22 protein-coding genes are annotated in these 20,438 nt (G+C 61.7%); 13 read left to right on the top strand and 9 right to left on the bottom strand.

All coding sequences use genetic code 11. From position 1 onward, the window contains the following. Positions 1 to 140: 140 nt before the first annotated feature. The 5 genes from ACXAIC_RS15740 to ACXAIC_RS15720 are packed head-to-tail and all read left to right on the top strand — an operon-like array spanning position 141 to position 3,991. Positions 141 to 1,022 carry an AAA family ATPase gene (locus tag ACXAIC_RS15740; protein ID WP_475181519.1) on the top strand — a complete coding sequence of 294 codons (882 nt, stop codon included), beginning with the start codon at positions 141 to 143 and terminating at the stop codon, positions 1,020 to 1,022. A gap of 1 nt (position 1,023) precedes the next feature. Continuing rightward, positions 1,024 to 2,223 (top strand): vWA domain-containing protein, encoded by a 1,200-nt coding sequence (locus ACXAIC_RS15735; protein WP_475181515.1) that lies wholly within the window; start codon positions 1,024 to 1,026, stop codon positions 2,221 to 2,223. 19 nt (positions 2,224 to 2,242) lie between these two features. Further along, a complete protein-coding gene (locus ACXAIC_RS15730) occupies positions 2,243 to 3,127 on the top strand; it encodes an XdhC family protein (protein ID WP_475181509.1) in 885 nt (294 codons plus the stop codon). A gap of 27 nt (positions 3,128 to 3,154) precedes the next feature. Then, entirely contained in the window at positions 3,155 to 3,739 is a 585-nt protein-coding gene (locus ACXAIC_RS15725) for an SRPBCC family protein (RefSeq protein ID WP_475181504.1), read from the top strand. A 57-nt stretch (positions 3,740 to 3,796) separates the two neighbouring features. Continuing rightward, positions 3,797 to 3,991 carry a hypothetical protein gene (locus ACXAIC_RS15720; protein WP_475181501.1) on the top strand — a complete coding sequence of 65 codons (195 nt, stop codon included), beginning with the start codon at positions 3,797 to 3,799 and terminating at the stop codon, positions 3,989 to 3,991. 90 nt (positions 3,992 to 4,081) lie between these two features. Here the strand turns inward: ACXAIC_RS15720 and ACXAIC_RS15715 are convergent, their stop codons facing one another. The 5 genes from ACXAIC_RS15715 to ACXAIC_RS15695 all read right to left on the bottom strand — a co-directional run bounded on the left by ACXAIC_RS15715 (position 4,082) and on the right by ACXAIC_RS15695 (position 9,216). Further along, positions 4,082 to 4,732, bottom strand: a complete 651-nt coding sequence (locus ACXAIC_RS15715) for a peroxiredoxin (RefSeq protein WP_475181496.1) — start codon at positions 4,730 to 4,732, stop codon at positions 4,082 to 4,084. Between the two features lie 298 nt (positions 4,733 to 5,030). Next, positions 5,031 to 6,056, bottom strand: a complete 1,026-nt coding sequence (locus tag ACXAIC_RS15710) for a trans-3-hydroxy-L-proline dehydratase (protein ID WP_475181490.1) — start codon at positions 6,054 to 6,056, stop codon at positions 5,031 to 5,033. Between the two features lie 32 nt (positions 6,057 to 6,088). Then, positions 6,089 to 7,339, bottom strand: coding sequence for an NAD(P)/FAD-dependent oxidoreductase (locus ACXAIC_RS15705; RefSeq protein WP_475181486.1), 1,251 nt, complete (start codon positions 7,337 to 7,339; stop codon positions 6,089 to 6,091). Then, complete coding sequence (locus ACXAIC_RS15700) at positions 7,336 to 8,268, bottom strand: 4-hydroxyproline epimerase (RefSeq protein WP_475181481.1); 933 nt, start codon at positions 8,266 to 8,268, stop codon at positions 7,336 to 7,338. Before ACXAIC_RS15700 ends, ACXAIC_RS15705 begins: the two co-directional genes overlap by 4 nt. A 6-nt stretch (positions 8,269 to 8,274) precedes the next feature. After that, positions 8,275 to 9,216, bottom strand: coding sequence for a dihydrodipicolinate synthase family protein (locus tag ACXAIC_RS15695; protein ID WP_475181478.1), 942 nt, complete (start codon positions 9,214 to 9,216; stop codon positions 8,275 to 8,277). Positions 9,217 to 9,433: 217 nt separating this feature from the next. On the opposite strand from ACXAIC_RS15695, the gene ACXAIC_RS15690 reads away from it, so the two are divergent. Together ACXAIC_RS15690 and ACXAIC_RS15685 are read left to right on the top strand one after the other, a co-directional pair. After that, positions 9,434 to 10,093, top strand: a complete 660-nt coding sequence (locus tag ACXAIC_RS15690) for a GntR family transcriptional regulator (protein WP_475181474.1) — start codon at positions 9,434 to 9,436, stop codon at positions 10,091 to 10,093. Positions 10,094 to 10,117: 24 nt separating this feature from the next. Continuing rightward, positions 10,118 to 10,966 carry a beta-keto acid cleavage family enzyme gene (locus ACXAIC_RS15685; RefSeq protein ID WP_475181470.1) on the top strand — a complete coding sequence of 283 codons (849 nt, stop codon included), beginning with the start codon at positions 10,118 to 10,120 and terminating at the stop codon, positions 10,964 to 10,966. Here ACXAIC_RS15685 and ACXAIC_RS15680 read toward each other — a convergent pair. Beyond that, positions 10,927 to 11,565, bottom strand: coding sequence for a glutathione S-transferase family protein (locus tag ACXAIC_RS15680; protein ID WP_475181465.1), 639 nt, complete (start codon positions 11,563 to 11,565; stop codon positions 10,927 to 10,929). The genes ACXAIC_RS15685 and ACXAIC_RS15680 overlap by 40 nt on opposite strands. An 81-nt stretch (positions 11,566 to 11,646) precedes the next feature. Beyond that, entirely contained in the window at positions 11,647 to 12,264 is a 618-nt protein-coding gene (locus ACXAIC_RS15675) for a glutathione S-transferase family protein (RefSeq protein WP_475181460.1), read from the bottom strand. A gap of 293 nt (positions 12,265 to 12,557) precedes the next feature. Between ACXAIC_RS15675 and ACXAIC_RS15670 the strand changes: the two genes are divergently transcribed. From ACXAIC_RS15670 to ACXAIC_RS15645, 6 genes are read left to right on the top strand one after another with little or no spacing between them, the layout of a single operon-like run. Next, positions 12,558 to 13,622 (top strand): LacI family DNA-binding transcriptional regulator, encoded by a 1,065-nt coding sequence (locus ACXAIC_RS15670; RefSeq protein WP_475181458.1) that lies wholly within the window; start codon positions 12,558 to 12,560, stop codon positions 13,620 to 13,622. 38 nt (positions 13,623 to 13,660) lie between these two features. Beyond that, the gene (locus ACXAIC_RS15665; protein ID WP_475181453.1) at positions 13,661 to 14,656 is read left to right on the top strand and encodes an ABC transporter substrate-binding protein; all 996 of its coding nucleotides are present in this window, start codon (positions 13,661 to 13,663) and stop codon (positions 14,654 to 14,656) included. A 58-nt stretch (positions 14,657 to 14,714) separates the two neighbouring features. Beyond that, positions 14,715 to 15,518, top strand: a complete 804-nt coding sequence (locus ACXAIC_RS15660; RefSeq protein ID WP_475181451.1) for an ABC transporter permease — start codon at positions 14,715 to 14,717, stop codon at positions 15,516 to 15,518. 2 nt (positions 15,519 to 15,520) lie between these two features. Next, positions 15,521 to 16,312, top strand: coding sequence for an ABC transporter permease (locus ACXAIC_RS15655; RefSeq protein WP_475181446.1), 792 nt, complete (start codon positions 15,521 to 15,523; stop codon positions 16,310 to 16,312). Further along, complete coding sequence (locus tag ACXAIC_RS15650; RefSeq protein ID WP_475181443.1) at positions 16,309 to 17,349, top strand: ABC transporter ATP-binding protein; 1,041 nt, start codon at positions 16,309 to 16,311, stop codon at positions 17,347 to 17,349. Before ACXAIC_RS15655 ends, ACXAIC_RS15650 begins: the two co-directional genes overlap by 4 nt. Next, positions 17,346 to 18,158, top strand: a complete 813-nt coding sequence (locus ACXAIC_RS15645) for a phosphodiesterase (protein WP_475181438.1) — start codon at positions 17,346 to 17,348, stop codon at positions 18,156 to 18,158. Before ACXAIC_RS15650 ends, ACXAIC_RS15645 begins: the two co-directional genes overlap by 4 nt. A gap of 19 nt (positions 18,159 to 18,177) precedes the next feature. On the opposite strand, the gene ACXAIC_RS15640 is transcribed toward ACXAIC_RS15645, so the two are convergent. Both ACXAIC_RS15640 and ACXAIC_RS15635 read right to left on the bottom strand, forming a co-directional pair. Then, complete coding sequence (locus ACXAIC_RS15640) at positions 18,178 to 18,918, bottom strand: SDR family oxidoreductase (protein WP_475181434.1); 741 nt, start codon at positions 18,916 to 18,918, stop codon at positions 18,178 to 18,180. Between the two features lie 58 nt (positions 18,919 to 18,976). After that, positions 18,977 to 20,431 (bottom strand): aldehyde dehydrogenase family protein, encoded by a 1,455-nt coding sequence (locus ACXAIC_RS15635; protein WP_475181431.1) that lies wholly within the window; start codon positions 20,429 to 20,431, stop codon positions 18,977 to 18,979. Positions 20,432 to 20,438: the final 7 nt, after the last annotated feature.

The raw sequence follows: 20,438 nt of genomic DNA, 5'->3' as shown, positions 1-20,438 counted from the left end.
GCGCTTCTATGGCGCGCCATGGAAGCCATGCCGGCCTCTCGCCGATTGCACAGCCTTGAGGGACCGGCATGGTCCACGCGAGAGAAAATGGGACAGTGCAGTCAAATCGCAACCCGCTGACGAAGACGAAAACGAACCGGATGACCAGAACCAGGGAACAATTGGCAGAAGCCCTTGCAGAGACCGGCTATGTCGCAGATGACGGTCTGGCAACCGCCCTGCATTTGACCGCGATGCTGAACCGGCCTCTGCTGCTGGAAGGAGAGGCCGGTGTCGGCAAGACCGAGGTTGCCAAAGCGCTTGCACGGCTGGAAAACGCGCCGCTGATCCGTCTGCAATGTTACGAAGGCCTCGACCGCTCCGATGCGATCTATGAATGGAACTACCAGCGCCAGCTGCTCGCCATCAAGGCGCGGGAGGGTTCGGGCGAAGAGGCTGACAAGGTCGAAGAAGCCGTCTTTTCCGAAAAATATCTGCTGGAGCGCCCCCTGCTGGCCGCCATCCGGCAGGAAACGCCCCCTGTCCTTCTGATCGATGAAGTGGACCGGGCCGATGAGGAATTTGAAGCATTCCTTCTGGAAATTCTTTCCGACTATCAGGTGTCCATTCCCGAACTGGGCACGGTCAAGGCAATCAGTATCCCCCGTGTGGTGCTGACGTCGAACGGCACGCGGGAATTGTCCGACGCTCTGCGCCGCCGCTGCCTCTATCACTATGTGGATTATCCTTCCGCGGACCGGGAGGCCCGCATCCTGCTATCACGGGTCGAGGGGCTGGACGCCAGTCTTGCTCTGCAGATCGCTGAGCTGATGGGCAACTTGCGCAAGGAAGACCTCACGAAAGTGCCCGGCGTTGCCGAAACCATCGACTGGGCAGCCGCGCTGCTTGGCCTTGGGGCCAGGTCCCTGGCGGACAGCCGGGAGCTGGTGTTCGAGACACTGACCTGCGTGCTCAAGACCCGGGAAGACCGGGCCCGGGTCACTCAGGAGGTCACGGACCGGCTGTTGGGCAGGGTCGCCTGATATGGCCGCCGCTGTTGCCTTCGAAACGGACAAGGATGTTGGCAGTGTCCTGCGCCTGCGCTTGGCCGGGTTTGTTGCATCGCTCCGGGAAAACGGCTTTCGGGTCGGCATGCGGGAAACGGAAGACGCGCTTCTTCTCCTGCGCTCCCCGCTGGCCTGCAAGCCCGAAACTCTGAAACGGGCCTTGCGCTGTCTTTTCTGCGGCCGCCGCTCCGACTGGACCCGGTTTGACGCCCTATTTGATGTCTATTGGTTCGCGAAGGGGCTGAAATCCGCTGTCAAAGTCACCGGCACCAGCCCGAAAAAGGGCCTGAAGACCCTCCGCGATCTCATGGAGACCCAGGGGGCACGGCAGGACACCATTGCCGGGGATGTGGAGCGCCAGCCGGGGGAAGAGGAAGATACGGGCGATGCCCCGTCCGGGCGGCGGGAAGGAGCCAGCTTGGCGGAACATCTCAGCCAGATGGATTTCCGAAAGCTGCATGATCCTGAAGCCGTCGCAAAGGCGCATGCGCTCGCCGAACGGTTGGCACAGTCCATGCGTATCCGCCTCACACGCCGTGACCGGCAGACACGCAAGGGCCCCCGGCTTGATTTGCGCCGGACCATCCGCCAGTCGGTGGCGCATGGCGGCACCCCGATTGACCTTGTCCGCAAAGGGCCCCGTCAGCGGCAGTTGAAACTTGTTATCCTTCTGGATGCCTCCGGCTCCATGAACAATTATACGGCTGTCTTCACCCGTTTCATCCATGGCCTGCTGGACAATTTCCGTCAGGCCGAAGCGTTTTTGTTCCACACCCGGCTGGTTCACGTTTCGTCTGCCCTTTCGGAACGGGATGCGGCCCGGGCCCTCGACCGGATGGGCCTGATGGCTCAGGGCATTGGCGGCGGGACAAGGATCGGGGAAGCCCTAACCGACTTCAACCGATGGCATGCTGCGCGGGTGATCCATTCTCGAACCTGTGTTCTCATCCTGTCGGACGGCTATGACACCGGCGCACCGGACGCCCTCGGTGTGGAAATGGCCCGGCTTCGGCGGCGCTGCAAACGCATTGTCTGGCTCAATCCCTTGCTTGGCTGGCAGGGCTACGAGCCCACTGCTGGGGGAATGGCAGCGGCGCTGCCCCATATTGATCTGTTTGCGCCCGCCCACAATCTCGACAGCCTTGCCGCGCTCGAACCGTATCTGGCCAGGTTGTGACGCCATGGGAGAGGATCCGATGAAGCACATATCCGTTGAGGGGGCTCCTTCGGACGCCCCTCCAGCCCTGACCGGCGATCTTCAGCCGCTCATGGCGAGATTGCAGCAAGACAGCCTTCCCTATGCCCTTGCCACTGTGGTGCGCACGATTTCAGTGACAGCCGCCAAGGCGGGAGCCAAAGCCGTGATTGCGGACGATGGAACGATAGCCGGAGGCTGGATAGGTGGAGGCTGCGCGCGCTCCGCCGTAGTCAAGGCGGCCCGGGCCGCCCTTGAAGATGGTGAAGCCCGCCTCATTTCCATTCAGCCTGAAGATCTTCTGGCGGAAAAAGGCCTCACGGCTGGAGACGAGCGCGATGGGGTGCAATTTGCCAGAAACATGTGCCCCAGCCAGGGCACAATGGACATCTTCATCGAACCCGTTCTGCCCCGGCCCAGCCTGATGATTTGCGGCGCAAGCCCGGTGGCCGTTGCGCTGTCACGGCAGGCACCCGCCCTTGGTTTCGACGTGACTGTCCATGCGCCTGCGGAGGATCTTGAGGCCTTTGCCCCGCCCCTGCGGCGCAATGAGGGCTACACACTGCGGCCGGGCAATGGAGAAACCTTCATTCTTGTGTCGACGCAGGGGCGCGGAGATCAGGCCGCGCTTGAAGCTGCGCTGGCGGTATCGGCCCGGCATGTCGGTTTTGTCGGCAGCCGCCGCAAGATCGCGGCCTTGAAGGACAAACTGCGCGGCAAGGGCCTCGCTCAGACGACTCTGGACCGTATCAAGGGACCGGCAGGGCTCGATCTCGGCGCCATCACACCGGAGGAGATCGCCCTGTCCATTCTGGCTGAACTTACCCAGATCCGGCGCCAGAACCAGCGACAGCCCCACCCGCAAACCACACACTCAAACAATTGACCCCTCATCCCATCTGGAGACAAACACATGCAAATGAATGACAGCCAGCGCATCAACGCCCCCCGGGAAACGGTCTGGGCCGCGTTGAACGATCCGGAGGTCTTGAAGGCCTCAATTCCGGGCTGCGAGGAACTGACCAAACAGTCTGATACGGAGATGGAAGCGAAGGTCAAACTGAAAGTTGGGCCGGTCAAAGCCACGTTCGGCGGCAAGGTCACCTTAAACGATCTGGATCCGCCAAACGGCTATACGATTGAAGGGGAAGGCTCAGGAGGGGTTGCCGGATTTGCCAAAGGCGGCGCCAAGGTCCGGCTAGAGGAAGACGGGCCGGAAGCAACCATTCTGCACTACGAGGTGGATGCGAAAGTCGGTGGCAAACTTGCCCAGCTCGGCGCCCGCCTGATCGATTCCACATCCAAACGACTCGCGGGCGAGTTCTTTGCTGCCTTTGCCGAACAGATTGCCCCCACCGATATGCCCGAGGAGCAATCTGACGCGGAAAAAGAGGGGGCAGGCTCTGAGAAGAAAGGCTGGCTCGGCGGTCTCTTTGGCGGCCGGAAGGCCGAAGGGGAACTTGAAGCAGACAACCCGAACGAAAAACAGGTTTCTTGATCTTTTTCCCGCCCGGAGGGACACTGTCCGGGCGCTTCTTTCCAGAGGGAGGATAGAATGCTGACAGTCCGGATTTCGGATGGAGCCACCGCACTCCTTCGTGAGATTCACGAAGACCCGTCCTTGCTGATCGCCCTTGCAGCGGGCTGCGCCCTGACTGCATTTCTGGTGACCGCCCATGCCTGTTGCATTGGCCTTACGGCCCCCGATCACTTGTCGGCGCTGCTGCAGATCTGTTCAGGGGCGCGCTGACCCCAGCGGCTTGGGCGGGGCTTGCATCACGTTCCGGCGGCCGCAGACGCGGCCGCCGGCCGTGCAGTCACAGGTTCAGGGACCGGAGACTTACTCTGGCGCTTTCACCTTGCGCAGATAGGGCAGAACCGCGTCGAATTCGCCAAATTTAGCCTTGGCGTCTTCATCGCTGACGCTCGGCGGTACGATCACGTCCTGACCCACAACCCAGTTGGCCGGAGTTGCCACGCCCTTGGCGGAGGTCTGCAACGCATCAAGCGCACGCAAGACTTCCTCGAAATTCCGGCCGACGGTCATCGGGTAAGTCATGGACAGCTTCAGCTGCTTGTCCGGTCCAATAATGAAGACGGAGCGCACCGTTGCGCTGTCCGCCGGGGTCCGCCCGTCCGGCAGATAGGCTTCTGCGGGCAGCATGTCGAACGCCTTGGAAACCTCAAGGCTCTCATCGGCAATAATCGGGAAGGCCGCCGTGGCTCCGCCGACCTTCTCGATATCGCCTTTCCATTTACGGTGGTCTTCAGCACTATCGACCGACACGCCAATCACCTTCGTGCCGCGTTTGGCCCATTCATCGGCCAGCTGGGCAACCGACCCGAATTCGGTGGTGCAGACCGGCGTAAAATCTTTCGGATGGCTGAACAGGATCGCCCAGCTCTCGCCGATCCAGTCGTGGAAGGTGATCTGGCCCTGATCCGTTTCGGCAGTGAAATTGGGGACCGTATCGTTGATGCGAAGGGACATGAAACTCATTCCTTTTGATGAACAGGCGGAGACGGACAGCCAAGTCCCTCTCGTTTCAGCCTAGCCACCCTGATCTGAAGTTCGTTTCATTTTCCAGCGAGTTCAGAACGAACTTCAGATTCATGGGGGGTGACTAGCAAGTCTATGTTTCAAGTGTGGTTTTCGGAATTGAAATACGCTTCGGCGCGCGCTGCACAAATGAGGCCCATTTCAATTCCACCACACTAGAGGTAAGCTTTCTTTATAAGCGCCACAATGAAATTTTCGGCTTAGGACCCGAGATATCTCAGGGACGTTTCTAAGCACCCCAAGTGTCGCTCAACCGGTAGCCTGCAGGCCAGGGATCGTCCGGGTCCAGCATGTGCTGATGGGTGCCGGTGATCCAGCCCCGTCCGCTGACCTGGGGCACGATGGCCGGCTGGCCGCCCACCCTGGTTTCGCCCAGAAGTGTCCCGATAAAGGTGGAGCCGATGATGGAGGTGGCTTCGAAGGTCTGCCCGCCGCGCATCTGGCCCCGCGCGGCCATGACCGCCATGCGGGCGCAGACCGCCGTGCCGCAGGGCGAGCGGTCAACCTTGCCCGGCTGAATGGCAATGGCGGAGCGGCCGGCAAAGCCCGTTGCCGTTTCCTCAAGTGGTCCGCAAAAGGCGCAGAAAGAAATGTGGCTCCAGTCCGGATTGTCCGGATGGGAAAAGCCAAGCTGTTCATTGGCCGCCCGGGTGATCTGTGCCCCCAGCCGGGCTATGTCGGCCGCTTCGCTTTCCTCAAGCTCAAAGGACAGGGCCTTGGCGTCGACCATAACGAAACTGTCGCCGCCAAAGGCGGTGTCCACCCGCAAGGTTCCAAGCCCCTCGACTTCCAGACTGGCATCCAGCCTACTCGCAAAGCTGGCGACATTCTGCACATGGATGCGCTCCGCCTTGCCATTGCAGCAGTCGGCCCTGACCCGCACCAGGCCGCCGGGCGCTTCCAGCAACAGCTCGGTCACCGGCTCTTGCATAGGCAAAATGCCGCTGTCCAGAAGAACCGTCGACACGCAAATGGAGTTGGAGCCGGACATGGGTGGCGTGTCTTCCGGTTCCATGATGATGAAGGCCGCATCCGCGTCCGGGTGTTTGGGCGGCACCAGCAGATTGACATGGCGGAAGACACCACCGCGCGGCTCGTTCAGCACAAAATTGCGTAAGGTCCCGTCCTCGGCAATGAAGCGGCGCTGCTCCCAAAGGGTGTCGCCGGGTGGAGGCGCGACTCCGCCGACAATGACATCGCCAACTTCGCCTTCCGCATGGCAGGAAATCACGTGAAGGGTCTTTGTGCTGCGCATCGTCTTTCCTTTCCCTAAAGGCCCCGCCCGCCTTAAAACCTGTCCGCTGCGAACGCACCTATTGGGATCTCCGGAGGTGTTCCGCCAACCAAAGAAGCGACCAGCCGGGCCGTGCCCGCTGACTGGGTCAGGCCCAGATGGCCATGGCCAAATGCATATACAACTCTTGGCTCGTTCGGAGACCTGGAGATCACCGGCAGGCTGTCGGGCAGCGACGGGCGGAAGCCCATCCATTGCTCTCCGTCTTGTGTTTTCAAGCCGGGCAGGAAGGTCTTGGCCTTGCGCACCAGGATTTCCGCCCGTTTGAAATTGGGCGGCAGATTCAGCCCGCCCAGCTCAACCGCCCCGCCAACCTTGACGCCCTGGTTAAGGCGGCTGACAACAAAGCCGTGCCTGGAGAAAGTGAGGTGGGTCTTCAAATCGAAACCCGCTTCGGCAAAAGACGTGTTGTAGCCCCGCTCGGTCTCCAGCGGGATCCGGTCGCCGAGAGTTGCGGCCAGACGGTGGGACCATGCCCCTGCGCAAAGCACCACCTGCTTTGCCAGATGGCTTTCCGAGGAGGTCTGCACAAGAACGGCGCTCTCCTGCGGCCGTAGCGCGCTCACCTCTGCCGGCTCGATCCGCCCACCCCGGGCCAGAAAAATCCCGCGCAGATGGGTGAGCCAGCGGGCCGGGTCGCTGGTATTCATCCAATCCGGCGTGAAACCCGCATGGGTGAAGCGCCGGTCCAGACCGGGCTGGATCTCAGCTATCGCTTCCGGAGTTTCCAGCAGCTCAAAGGCAATGCCGTGGTCCTTGCGCAGATCCCAGCTTGCCAGACTGGCCCAATAGTCCCGCACGCCCTCATAGAGCTGCAACTGGCCCTCCCGGTGGATCAGCGGGCTGGCATCGGTCTCCCGGATCAGGGTTTCCAGCGCGTCTTTGGACAGGGTCATCAGCGCCACCTGGGCGCTGACCGCCTGATGATAGCGGTCCGGACGGCTGGCCCGCCAGAAGCGCAGCAGCCAGGGGGTGATTTTTAACGCATAGGCCGGTGGCACGGACAAGGGTCCGAGCGGATCGAGCAGCCATTTTGGCGCCTTTGCCATGATGCCCGGGGTTGCCAGAGGCTCAACTTCGGGAAAGGCAAAGGCACCCGCATTGCGCTCTGACGCCTTCACTGCGCCATCGGCCCTGTCGATCACCAGAACTTTCCGGCCCTGGCTCTGAAGCGCCAAAGCCGCGGTTATTCCGGTAATTCCAGCCCCAATGAGGATGATATCCTCCGCTGGCTGGCCGCTCACAGTCGGAGACCTTGCCGGTACGGGTCGGACGGATTGAAGATCAGCCGTGTTTCCCCGGTGACAAAAGCCTGACCGGTGATTGCGGGGATCACGCCTGCGTCCACCCCCGGCTCGTAACTGGCCCGGTAGAGGCTGCCGACAATGCTTTCCTGCACCCAGTCCTGGCCGGGCTCCAGCAGTCCGTCGGCCGCAAGACAGGCCAGCTTCGCCGAACACCCGGTGCCGCAGGGCGAGCGGTCATAGGCACCGCCAGGGCACAGGACAAAATTCCGGCTATGAGCTTCTGCACTTTGTGGCGGGCCGAAAAGCTCAATGTGATCAATCCAGGCCCCGTCTGCTCCGGTGATCCCGCTCTCTTCCAGCGCCTTTCGGATCTTCAGCGCCAGATCGGTGAGCGGCCTGATATTGGCCGGATCCAGCCCCACCGGGCTGTCCTTGACCAGAAAGAACCAGTTGCCACCCCAGGCGACATCGCCGGTCACCAGCCCATGGCCGGGCACCTCCACGGTGACATCCTTGTTCAGCCTGTAGCTTTCCACATTGCGCACGGTCACCGTATTGGCGTCATGGAGCACGATCTCCACGACACCGACCGGGGTTTCCAGCTTGTGGCGCCCGGGTCTGATGCGTCCCTGATAGGCAAGCGTCACGCCAAGGCCAATGGACGCATGGCCACACATGCCGAGATTCTGCAACGTGTTGAAAAAGATCACCCCGGCCACACAGTCCGTCCGCTCCGGCGGCACCAGCAGTGCTCCGACCATAGCCTCATGCCCGCGCGGCTCCATCACGATCGATGCGCAAACATCCAGATAATCTGCTTCCAGCCGGGCTGCGCGCTCTGCAAGCGGTCCCCTGCCGAGATCCGGGCCACCATCCACCACCACGCGGGTCGGCTCTCCGGCCGTATGGCTGTCAATCACGCGCATTGAGCGTCATCCCTGCTTCGTGGACCAGTCCGCATACCAGCTCTTGAACAAGCGGAATTGCGCTTCGGCATAGGTGCGCTGCGCATCGGTCAGACGGTCGGACTCGTTGAAGTGCAAACGATAAGCGTCTTCGCCGTTCAGCACCATCAAATGTTTGTAGAACAGCACAAGGTCCGGGCCTTCATCAAAGCTGGAAAGAACCGCCAGCGCCTCTTCCAACTCCTTGGCCCGGCGGCGCGCGGTCACATCCCCGGTGGCAGCCTGTTCGCACAGGCTGACCAAATGCAGAATTTCCTTTGGCAAGGCATTGCCGATGCCGGTGATCGCACCGCCCGCACCGCAATTGACATAGCCATGGAACACGGCCGTGTCGACGCCGACCATCAGCGTGATCTGGTCATCCTGGGACGTGATATATTCCGCTGCGTAGCGCAGATCGTCCGGACCGCCAAACTCCTTGAACCCCACAAGGTTCGGGAAAGTGAGGCGCAATTCGCAGAAAAGATCCGCCCGGGTGGCGAAACCATAGTAGGGGCTGTTGTAGATCACCGCCGGAAGCCCGTCCGCCGCCGTCAGAATGGCGCTGAAATGATCTCTCTGGGCGGCCACGGAACTGCCCCGGGACAAGACTCGCGGGATTACCATAAGCCCCTTGGCCCCAACCCGTGCCGCATGGGCGGCATGGGCGGCGGCGAGGGTTGTATTGACGGCCCCGGTGCCCACAACAACCGGCACGCCGGCATTTACCAGATGCTCCACGCCGGTCATGCGCTGTTCATCGGTCAGCAGCGGCCAGTCCCCCATGGAGCCGCAATAGACAACTGCCGACATGCCCGCCGCAATCAGCTCCTGTCCCTTGCGCACAAGCGCCTCATAATCCGGTGTGCGGTCGGCCTTGCAGGGCGTCATCAAGGCGGGCATGCAGCCGGAAAAAATCGAAGCAGTCATGGATTTCTCCTTTAGGGAAAACGGCCGCCCTACCCGGTCTCAGTATAAGAAAAACATTGGGTCGGCCTGCTGATAATATTGATAATCTGGATTGGATCCAATATTCAATATAAAATAATCAAAATGAGAAAGCCCACCCCTCAGGGTCCGGACTCTGCCCGCCCTGAGGGGCACGGGACGCAGCAAGCGAGAGGCCCGGCGTCCGGGAGACGACAAGATGAAACTGGCAGCAGTGGATATTTCAGCGACCGCATCGTCCGCCACGTTGATTTTCAATGCCTTGCGGGACGCCATTATTCAGGGGCAACTGGAGGAAGGAGCCCCCTTGCGGCAAGACGAGATCGCCCGTCAGTTCAACACCAGCCGCATCCCGGTCCGCGAGGCCCTGTCTCGCCTTGAGGAACAGGGGCTGGTGAAGACCCAGCGCTACAAGGGCGCGGTGGTGGCTGGGCTATCGCCTGAGGAAACCGCTCAGGTTTTCGATCTCAGAGCCCTGATCGAACCAGAAATCATCCGCAATGCGGTGCCGCGCATGCCCAAAGACGTGCTGGCCCGGGCCCGGGAAAAATGCGCGGCCTTTTCCGCCTCCAGCGCGCCGATGGACTGGGGCAATCTCAACCGCGCCTTTCATGAAACGCTCTACAGCGCCAGCAACCTGACCTATTTTAAGGAAGTGGCCCGCAATGCCATCGACCGGGTGGAGCGCCAGATTAGGGCCCAGTTGATCCTGTCCGACGGCATGGACCGGGCGGACCGGGAACACATCGCCATCCTGAAGGCCTGTGAGGCCGGGGATGCCGATCTAGCCGCCCGGCTCACCCTTGACCATATCAAGGGCGCAAAGACTTCGCTGCTTGACCAGCTCAAAACGCTTTAACACCTGCACCAGACGACCCTGACCATGACCTCTCTGCTCCCGCTGCCCAAAATCCTGCTTGCGCCCAACGGGGCCCGGCGGGGTAAATCCGCGCATCCAATGCTGCCGGTGACAGAGGACGAGTTGATCGCCGCGTGTGTCACCAGCGCCAGGGAAGGTGCGGGCGGCGTGCATGCCCATATCCGCGACGCAGACGGTCTGCACAGCCTTGACCACGACCGCTACCGCTTTCTGATGGCCCGGCTTGCAGACGTTTTGCCCGGCTGGTTCGTACAGATTACCAGCGAGAGCGCCGGGCGCTACACCGCTGAAGACCAGCGGGCCCTGATCCGCAGCCTCCGGCCCAAATCCGTCTCGGTTGCCCTGCGTGAATTCCTTCCCGAACCTACGGCCCTCCCAGCGGCCCGGGACTGCTATCACTGGGCCCACGACCATGGTGTGCAGATCCAGCACATCTGCTACGGACCGGAAGACCTGCACCGCCTGATCGATCTGATCGGGTCAAAGGCCGTGCCTGGACAGGAGCATCAGGTTCAGCTGGTTCTGGGCGCTTATGACGGCAGCAAGGTCAGCCGGTCCAAAGATATTGCGCCCCTGATCGCCCCGATGACGGCTCTGGCGGGGGAACTCCGCTTCGACTGGATGCTGTGCGCATTTGGCAAGGAGGAGACCGGCTGCCTTCTCACGGCCCTGGAACTCGGGGGCAAGGTGCGTATCGGCTTTGAAAACAGTCTCTGGAGCCCGGATGGCAGCCTTGCACCGGACAATGCCGCAAGGGTTCGCGAACTGGTGAGCCTGGCCCGTGAACGCGGCCTTCTGAACCCGCCCGCGCATCAGGGCAGCGGAATATCCGAGACGAATTTGGGCACATGATAGCCGCGCTGGACGGCTGGCCGCTCTGCAATCCGCAGGTACCAGTCGCGCACAAAAGGAAAATCGTTCAGGCTGATCTCTTGCCACTCGAACCGGGAGATCCAGGGCCAGCAGGCCACATCGGCGATCGAATAGCTGCCGCGGCCGTCTCCGGCCAGATACTCACGGCCATCAAGCCGAGTGTTCAGGACCTTGTAGAGCCGCTGCGCCTCTGCAGAATAGCGTTTTTCGGCATAGTCCGAGACGCCCTTGTTGTATTTCACGAAATGATGCACCTGGCCCAGCATCGGCCCCAGCCCGCCCATCTGCCACATCAGCCATTCCAGCGTCTCCCAGCGCGCCGCGCCTTCGGGCAGGAAGCGTGTGTGCTTTTCCGCCAGATAGAGCAGGATTGCCCCGCTTTCCATCAGCGAAACCCCGGTCTCTCGGTCATAAATCGCCGGGATCCGGTTGTTGGGTGAAAGTTTCAAAAAGGCCGGGTCATGCTGTTCCCCGGCCGTGATGTCAACCGCATGAACCTCATAGGCCAGGCCCAGTTCTTCCAGCATGATGGACACCTTGCGGCCATTCGGCGTGGTCCAGGTGTAGAGATCGATCACGTTTGCGCCTCCATGGCTGTCTTTCGGGCACCGGGCCGGTTGTGGCAGCGCCTGGCACTGCGCCAGACGCGCCTACTGGCACTATGATACTTTGAAATCCACCATCACACAGGACCGGTAGGCAGAACGCTCGCACAGGCGGTCATAATAGGCGCGCAGATCCGGCAGATCCGTCTTGTCAAACGCCATTTCGAAATAGCGATAGAGCAGGCTGCCGATCTGGAAATCCAACAGGTTGAGCGCATCTCCGCCGAAATAGGGTCCCTTGATCCGGCTGGCAACAATCGGCATGGACTGTTTGAGCGCTGCCACCGCCGCCTCAATGGCCGGGCCGTTCTGCTGGTCAACCGGTGTGCGGGTGAGTTGCCAGAAGAGGGTCGGGACCAGGGGCATATAGACATGCTGGCGGGCCATGTCGGCCCAGCGCTCGATCTGGGCTGCAGCCATCGGATCGGAAGGGTGGCCGCCATGGCGCCGCATGAGATAACGCAGGATCGTGGTCACTTCTGACAGAACCTGACCGTCCTCTTCCAGAACCGGGATCAGACCCAGAGGATTGAGGGCCAGAAAGTCAGGCGTATCGGTTCCGCCGAACGGGCCGCCCACATCCAGCCGCTCATAGGCAAGGCCGAGCTCCTCCAGACACCACAGGACAGGCTGCACATTTCCGGACGTGACCCGCCCGTGAACCTTGATCATCTTTTTCATTTCCTTGGCTGATGGCCCGTTCCGGGCCCTTGAATGCGCGGTGCAAACCCTGCTGCACCGAAGCCCGGACAGTGTGCCCGGTTCAGCCGCGCCCTCAAAGTGCCTTATCCAGCAAAAACATAACCCTGCGCCCTGAACTGTTTGCCCATCGTCCGCATGGCCAGCATTCCTTGAGAAACACGCTGCGCTTCAGAAACTGCGGCTTTCACTCAGGCTTTCATCAAAGTGACATGCCTGCCGGGCTAGAGTATTGGAAACGTTTCCAAGGATGGATTGATCTGACTTTGTCTTCACGTGCGCCTACCATCAAGGATGTTGCCGAACGGGCCGGTTGCGGCATTGCCACGGTCAGCCGCGTTCTGAACGGCAGCGGGGCCGCAAGCGCGGATACGAAGGCAAGGGTGCTGACTGCCGCCGAAGCCCTCGGCTTTGAATTCAATGCCCTTGGCCGGTCCTTGCAAAGCCAGTCCACAAAAACCATCGGCTGCGTCGTGCCCTCGCTTGCCAATCCGATTTTCGCTGATGTGGTGCAGGCCGCCCAGCGGGAAGTCCTTCGTGCGGGCTACCAGCTCATTCTGGCCTGTTCGGAATATGATGAAGACCAGGAACTGAGCGCGGTGCGCACCCTCTTGGCCAAGCAGGTCGACGGTCTGATCCTGACCGTCAACAATGCAGCCAGGAGTGATGCGCTGGAATTGGTCAACCGGCGCGGATTGCCCGCCTCGCTGGTCTATAACCGCCCCGTTCTGGGCTTGCCTTCCTGGGCGGTCGACAACCGCCGGGCCGCAGGCGAGGTGGCCGCAGCCTTTCACCAATTCGGCCATGTCCAGACCGGGTTCCTGGCGCTGCGCTTCAAGCGCTCCGACCGCTCCCGGGAGCGCTATGAAGGCTTTACCGCCACCTGCCGCAAACTTGGCATGGCGGAGCCAATCTTGCTGGAAATCGAGGAGCAGGACGGCACGATGCTGGACCGGCTCGAAGAACTTCTGACCACCCACGAGGATTTGACGGGCATTTTTGCTTCAAACGACTATCTGGCGCTGGCGGCGATGAAGGCCGCCACGAGTTTGGGGCGCAGTCTGCCACAGGACCTGTCGATCATCGGTTTTGACGGCATTGCCACCGGCCTCATGGTCGAGCCCAATCTGGCGACCGTGGTCACAAATCCCAAGGCCATGGGCGAAGGTGCAGCCTGCACCGTGCTGGCCCGGCTGAACGCTTCGTCTGCGCCCCGCCCTCCGGCGGCGGACCAGACCTTCCACTTCCGGAGCGGCGGCTCACTTGGACCGCCGCCTCCCGGAAAGACCGATGGCAGAGAAGCTGCAACTTCTCCGCCATCTAAGACGTAACCCCCAGAACCGGCTGAGTTCCATCAGGAGTCACTGACATGAAACGTACACTTATTGCATTGGCCGTGACAATGGCCGCCGTGCTGCCGGCCAAGGCCGACGACGCTGTTTGCTACAATTGCCCGCCGCAATGGGCGGATTGGGCGTCCATGCTGAAGGCCATCGACACCAAACTCGGCATCAAGATGCCCCATGACAACAAGAATTCCGGTCAGACCCTCAGCCAGCTTCTGGCAGAGAAGGACGCGCCGGTCGCCGATGTGACTTATTACGGCGTGACCACGGGCATCAAGGCCGCCAAGGACGGGGTTGCCGCTGCCTATAAGCCGGCCGGCTTCGATGAGATCCCGGACGGTCTGAAAGATCCGGAAGGCAAATGGTTTGCCGTGCATTACGGCACGCTTGGCTTTTTCGTGAATGTCGATGCTCTGGGCGGCGCCCCGGTGCCGCAGTGCTTTGCGGACCTGACCAAACCGGCCTATCGCGGTATGGTCGGCTATCTTGACCCGTCCTCCGCCTTTGTCGGCTATGCAGGCGCCGTTGCCGCCAACTTTGCCTTTGGCGGCGATCTTGAGAATTTCGATCCTGCCGTCAAATACTTCAAGGATCTGGCCAAGAACGACCCGATTGTTCCCAAACAGACCTCCTTTGCCCGGGTTGTCTCCGGTGAAATCCCGATTCTGTTCGACTACGACTTCAACGCGTATCGCGGCAAATATGAAGAAGACGGCAATTTCGAATTTGTGCTGCCCTGCGAAGGCTCCATCCGCGTTCCTTATGTGATGAGCCTTGTAACCGGGGCCCCGCATGAGGCCGCAGGCAAGAAGGTTCTGGATTTCATCCTGTCCGATGAAGGCCAGGCGATCTGGACCAACGCCTATCTTCAGCCCGCCCGCCCGGTGAAACTGCCGCAGGACGTTGCTGCCAAATTCCTGCCCGCCAGCGACTATGCGCGCGCCCGCGCAGTGGATTACGCCCAGATGGAACGCGCTCAGGCCGGTTTCGGTGAGCGCTACCTGAACGAAGTCAAATAATCAAAGACCGGCGGTCCGGAGTCCTCAGGCCCCGGACTGCCCTTTTTCAGGAACACCCATGTCCCACCGCACCTTCACGGCTGCCTGCCTGGTGCCGCTGGCGGTCTTCACACTGGCCTTTCTGGCCCTGCCGCTTGTCCGGCTTGTCCAGGGGTCCGTCGAAACGCAAGCCGGCTGGCAGATATACCTGCAGATCCTGCAGACGCCGCGCTATCTGGAAACCCTTCTGAACACAGTGCTTGTGTCTCTTGCCGTCAGCCTCGCCGCACTGGCCATTGCCACAACCGCAGGGCTGTTTCTGGCCCGTAACCGCTTTTTCGGCCGGGGCCTGCTGCTCTCAGTCCTGACGCTGCCGCTGGCCTTTCCCGGAGTGGTGATCGGCTTTCTGATCATTCTCCTGGGCGGCCGCCAGGGTCTTGTGAATCATCTGCTGCCGAGCCATGTGGTCTTTGCCTATTCCCTGACCGGTCTGTTTCTCGGGTATCTTTATTTCTCCATTCCCCGCGTGCTTCTGACGGTGATGGCGGCTGTCGAGAAGCTGGACCCGGCGCTGGAAGAGGCTGCCCGCACCCTGGGCGCGCCGTCCTGGCGGATTGTCCTTGATGTCATTCTGCCCGGACTTGCCCCATCTCTGGCCGCCGCCGGGGCCATCGCCTTTGCCACCGCCATGGGCGCTTTTGGCACCGCCTTCACGCTGGCCACCAACATCGATGTGCTGCCCATGGTCATCTATACGGAATTCACCCTGTCTGCGAACATCGCCATGGCCTCCGCCCTCTCCGTTCTGCTGGGTCTGGTGACCTGGCTGATCCTGCTGACGGCGCGCAGTTTTGCGGGCAGCACCGTTGCGGCGGGGGGCTGACGATGCCGCGTTCCCTCTCCTGGAGCTTGCAGCTTCTCGTCACCCTCCTGACGGCCCTTTTCCTGATTGTGCCTGCCATCCAGTCGGTGCTGGCCGGACTTACCGTGAATTATTTCCGCGGCCTGTCTTCCGGCCTCACCCTGAAATGGCTGGGCCGGGTCTGGGAGCTTTATGCGGACAGTATTTTCCTGTCCCTCTGGCTGGCCTTCATGTGCCTCATTGTCACCCTGATCATCGGCGTCCCAGCGGCCTATGGCCTGGCCCGCACCCCTGGACGGCTGTCACGCATTCTCGAAGAGTTCATCTCCCTGCCTCTTGCGGTTCCCGGCCTTGCCCTGGCTCTTGCCCTGCTTCAGCTCTATGGCATCTTGAAAGGGTTCCGCACCTCCTGGGCCTTCATTCTGGTCGGCCATGTCCTTTATACGCTCCCCTTCATGGTCCGCTCCGTATTGGCGGTGCTGATGGCCATGGATTTCAAGACCCTTGAGGAGAGCGCGGCCACCCTTGGAGCCTCCCCCTGGACCCGCTTTTGCACCATCATCGTGCCCAATGCCATGCCCGGCATCCTGGCCGGAGCTCTCACCGTCGTCACACTCTCCATCGGCGAGTTCAACCTTACCTGGATGCTGCACACACCTTACCTGAAAACCCTGCCTGTCGGCCTTGCAGACAGCTACGCCTCCATGCGCCTGGAGGTTGCCTCGGCCTATACGCTCGTTTTCTTTGTCATGATCGTGCCTTTGCTGATGGCCATGCAGTGGGCCTCCGTCAGGGCCCAGAGGATTGCCCAATGACGCTTACCATCAAGAACGCCAGCAAGACCTTTGGCGACGGCACCCGCGCGCTCAAGTCCACCAGCCTCAGCGTTGCGCCCGGCGAGATCCTGTCTCTTCTAGGCCCGTCCGGCTGTGGCAAGACCACGCTGCTGAGGATCATTGCCGGGCTGGAGAGCCCGGACAGCGGCACGGAACTCTGGTTCGAGGACACGGACGCGACGCACACACCGGTGGAACAGCGCAATGTGGGCATGGTGTTCCAGTCCTATGCCCTGTTTCCAAACATGTCAGTGCGCGCCAATATCGGCTATGGCCTGAAGGTCCGCAAGATCGAGAAAGCCGAGCGAGACCGGCGTGTTGAGGAATTGCTCGCACTCTGCCGTCTGGAAAACTATGCCCACCGGCCCGTGACCGCCCTCTCCGGAGGCCAGCGGCAACGGGTGGCCCTGGCCCGCGCTGTCGCCCCAAGACCGCGCATCCTGCTTCTCGATGAACCCCTGTCGGCCCTGGATGCGGCACTGCGCGACAGCTTACGGGACGAACTGGCCGCCATGCTGCGCCAGTTCAACATCTCGGCGGTTTTCGTCACCCATGACCAGTCCGAGGCCATGGCCATTGCCGACCGGATTGCGGTCTTGCGCGACGGCCGGCTGGAACAGGCAGGCAGCCCGGAAGAGCTGTACCACGCGCCGGCCTCTGCCTTTGTCGCCCGCTTCATCGGCAATGCAATTGCGCTGGAAGGCCGGATCGAAGCCGGAAAACTGATCCTGCCCGGCGGCACTCTGGCACTTCCGGCAGGCGCGGCAGGCAAGAGCATTTTCGTGCGGGCGGAAAGGATCCGGCCGGACCCGGACGGCCCCCTGGAAGGCACCGTCGAGAATGCCGTCTTTTCTGGAGGCCACTACCGGCTCACCCTGAGCGGCATCTGCCCGGAGCCAGGTCTCCTCCCCCTTCACCTGACCAGAAAAACCGCCCCGGGAAAGGGCACGCGTATGCGCGTTGCCATCGATCCGGACGATCTCCTTCTTCTCTCTGACACCCAGCCGGCTCCATGACCAAGATAATCCAGATAACCGACACCCATATCGTTCCGGACGGCGGGCTTTGCTATGGCAAAGTCGATACCGCTGCGGCTCTGGCCGAAACCGCCGCAACCTTGACCCAGCGCCTACCCGAGATCGGTCCTGTCGATCTGGTGCTCGTGACCGGGGACCTGACCGAACATGGCCAGCACGCCGAATATACCCGTTTCAAGCACATTCTGGCCGGGCTGGAGCTGCCGCTGCTGGCCGTGCCGGGCAACCACGACAACCGGGACGCTTTCCGCAAGGCCTTTGCTCAGAACGACTGGATACCAGCGGAGGGGCCCATCAACTGGATCAGGGATCTGGAGGCCTTTGCCGTAATTGGCCTCGATACGCTTGTGAGCGGGAGCGCCCATGGCGAGATTGCTCCGGCTACCGCCGAATTTTTAAAACGGCAGCTCGCCGCCCTTGGCGGAAAGCCCGTGCTGATCGGCTTCCACCATCCCCCCTTCACAGTTGGCATTGAGGCGATGGACCGTCAGAACCTGACCAACGCCAATGTGCTTGCCGAGGCAATCTGCGACTATGAAGGCGAGGTTCAGCTTGTCTGCGGCCACCTTCACCGGACGATCTCCGGGCTCTTTGGCGGCAGGCTGTGTCAGGTCGCGCCGGGTCCCTCCCACGCCGTCACGCTGGACCAGCGGCACGCTGCCGAAAACAGCCTGACGGTGGAGCCGGGCGGCCTGATGCTGCATGAATGGCGCGGCGGCCGGTTCTTAAGCCACCTCCTGCCTGTTGGCGCCTTTGACGGCCCCTATCCTTTTGCCGGGGTATTCTGAGCCCCGGTTTGGCGGACGCTCAGATACAACGTCCGCCATCGACCTCCATGGCGGCCCCGGTGATCATGGCCGCCTCGTCGGAACACAGGAAGGCGGCCGCATTGCCCATATCTTCGGGTGTTGAAAACCGGCCAAGCGGGATGGTGGAAAGGAATTTCTGCCGGATTTCCGGCGTGTCCTCGCCCATGAAACTCTTCAGCAAGGGGGTTTCCCCCGCCACCGGGCAGATCGCATTGACGCGCACACCAGACGGGGCCAGTTCCACGGCCATGGCCTTGGTGGCCGTCACCATCCAGCCCTTGGATGCATTGTACCAGTTGAGCCGGGGCCGGGGACTGAGCCCGGCGGTGGAGGCCACATTCAGGATGGCCCCCCGCCCCGCTTCGCTCATGGCAGGCACAAAATGGCGGGCGGTCAGATAGACGGACTTGCAATTGACCGCAAACACCCGGTCAAACTCCTCTTCGCTCACCTCCTGCAGCGGCATGGGCAAATGGGTGATCCCGGCATTGTTGACCAGAATGTCGACCGGGCCGAGCAAAGCGGCCGCTGTTTCAGCCAAAGCCGCAACGCTTGCGTTGCTGGCCACATCGACCTCGGCCGCCTTCGCGCCGGTTTCTGCTGCGGTTTTCTCGGCGAGCCCGCCATTCAAATCGGCAATCAGTACCTTTGCGCCTTCCGCACAGAATTTTCGTACAATCCCGGCGCCAAACCCGGAGGCACCGCCGGTCACGATGGCGGTTTTTCCCTGAAGTCTCATCCGTTCCTCCCGTTTTCCATTTCCTGTCGCATGTGCCTGCGCCCGCAACGCCACGGCCTCAGCCGTGATAGGCGGCCACTGTCTTCAGCACCGTGAAGCCGTAAAGCGCTTCAAATCCCTTTTCCCGGCCATGGCCGGACTTGCCGATGCCGCCAAAGGGCAGTTCAACACCGCCGCCCGCGCCATAATTGTTGAGAAAGATCTGGCCGGAGCGGAGCTTGCGGGCCAAGCGCATCTGCCGTGCGCCGTCCCGGGACCAGACGCTGGCCACCAGCCCGTAATCCGTGCCATTGGCAACCGCCACGGCCTCGTCCTCATCGTCAAAGGGAATGATGACCTGCACCGGCCCGAAAATCTCGTCCCGGGCCAGGCTGTTCGCAGCAGGAACATCGGCAAACAGGGTCGGCTGAACATAATGCCCCCCGTCCGGCGTGTCGCAAAGCTCGCCTTCCGCAGCTTTCTCAAGGCCGGTTCCCCGTTCCAGAAACCCGGTGACGATGTCTTTCTGTTTTGCCGAAATGAGCGGTCCCACATCAAGGTCCGACAGGGCTGGCCCCACTTTCAGTGCCCGGTAGCGCGCCGCCATCTGCTCCACCAGTTGATCCTTTACGGACCGGTGCACCAATATGCGCGAGGACGCGGAACAGGTCTGGCCCGCATTCTGGATGCCCGCATTCACCAGAAAGGGCAGGGCGGCCTCCAGATCCGCATCCCCGAAAACCAGCTGGGGCGACTTGCCGCCAAGTTCCAGGGTCACCGGCACCACGTTTTCAGCCGCCAGCCGTTGAACCTCGGCGCCGGTCGTCACCGATCCGGTGAAACTGATATGATGAATGCCCGCATGCCCGGCAAGCGCGGCACCAGCCTCCGCACCAAGCCCCGGCACCACGTTGAGCGCCCCGTCCGGCAGGCCCGCCTGACAGGCGAGATCCGCGAAGGCCAGCGCGGTGAGACAGGCATCTTCAGCCGGTTTCAAAACACAGGCATTGCCGGTGGCAAGCGCCGCGCCCACCGACCGGCCGATGATCTGCATCGGATAGTTCCACGGCACGATATGCCCGGTGACCCCATGCGGCTCGCGCAAGGTATAGACGGTGTACCCTTCCAGATAGGGAATGGTGTCCCCGTGGAGCTTGTCCGCCGCGCCGCCGTAAAATTCCAGATAGCGGGCCAGCGCCAGCGCATCGGCCCGGGCCTGTTTCAAAGGCTTGCCCACATCCAGCGCCTCGATCCGGGCAAGCGCGTCCACCTTCTCTCCCACCAGTCTGCCGAGCCGGGTCAGAACGCGGCCACGCTCAACCGCGCTCGTGGCGCCCCATGCGCCCTGCCAGGCCGACCGGGCCGCTGTCACAGCCGCATTGATATCCTGCCGCGTGCCACGGGCAATAGATCCGATTCCGGCACCCGTCGACGGGTTTTGCAATGGCAGGGTCTGGCCCTCCACCGGGGGCACCCACCGGCCGCCGATCAGGCATTTTGCCGGATCAAACCAAAGATCAGGCCTGTCAGTCATGGGAGCT

The sequence above is a fragment of the Roseibium sp. AWQ4_254 genome, assembly GCF_056161025.1.
The sequence above is the reverse complement of the archived record's forward strand: the minus strand, read 5'-3'. Positions and strand labels throughout refer to the sequence as shown.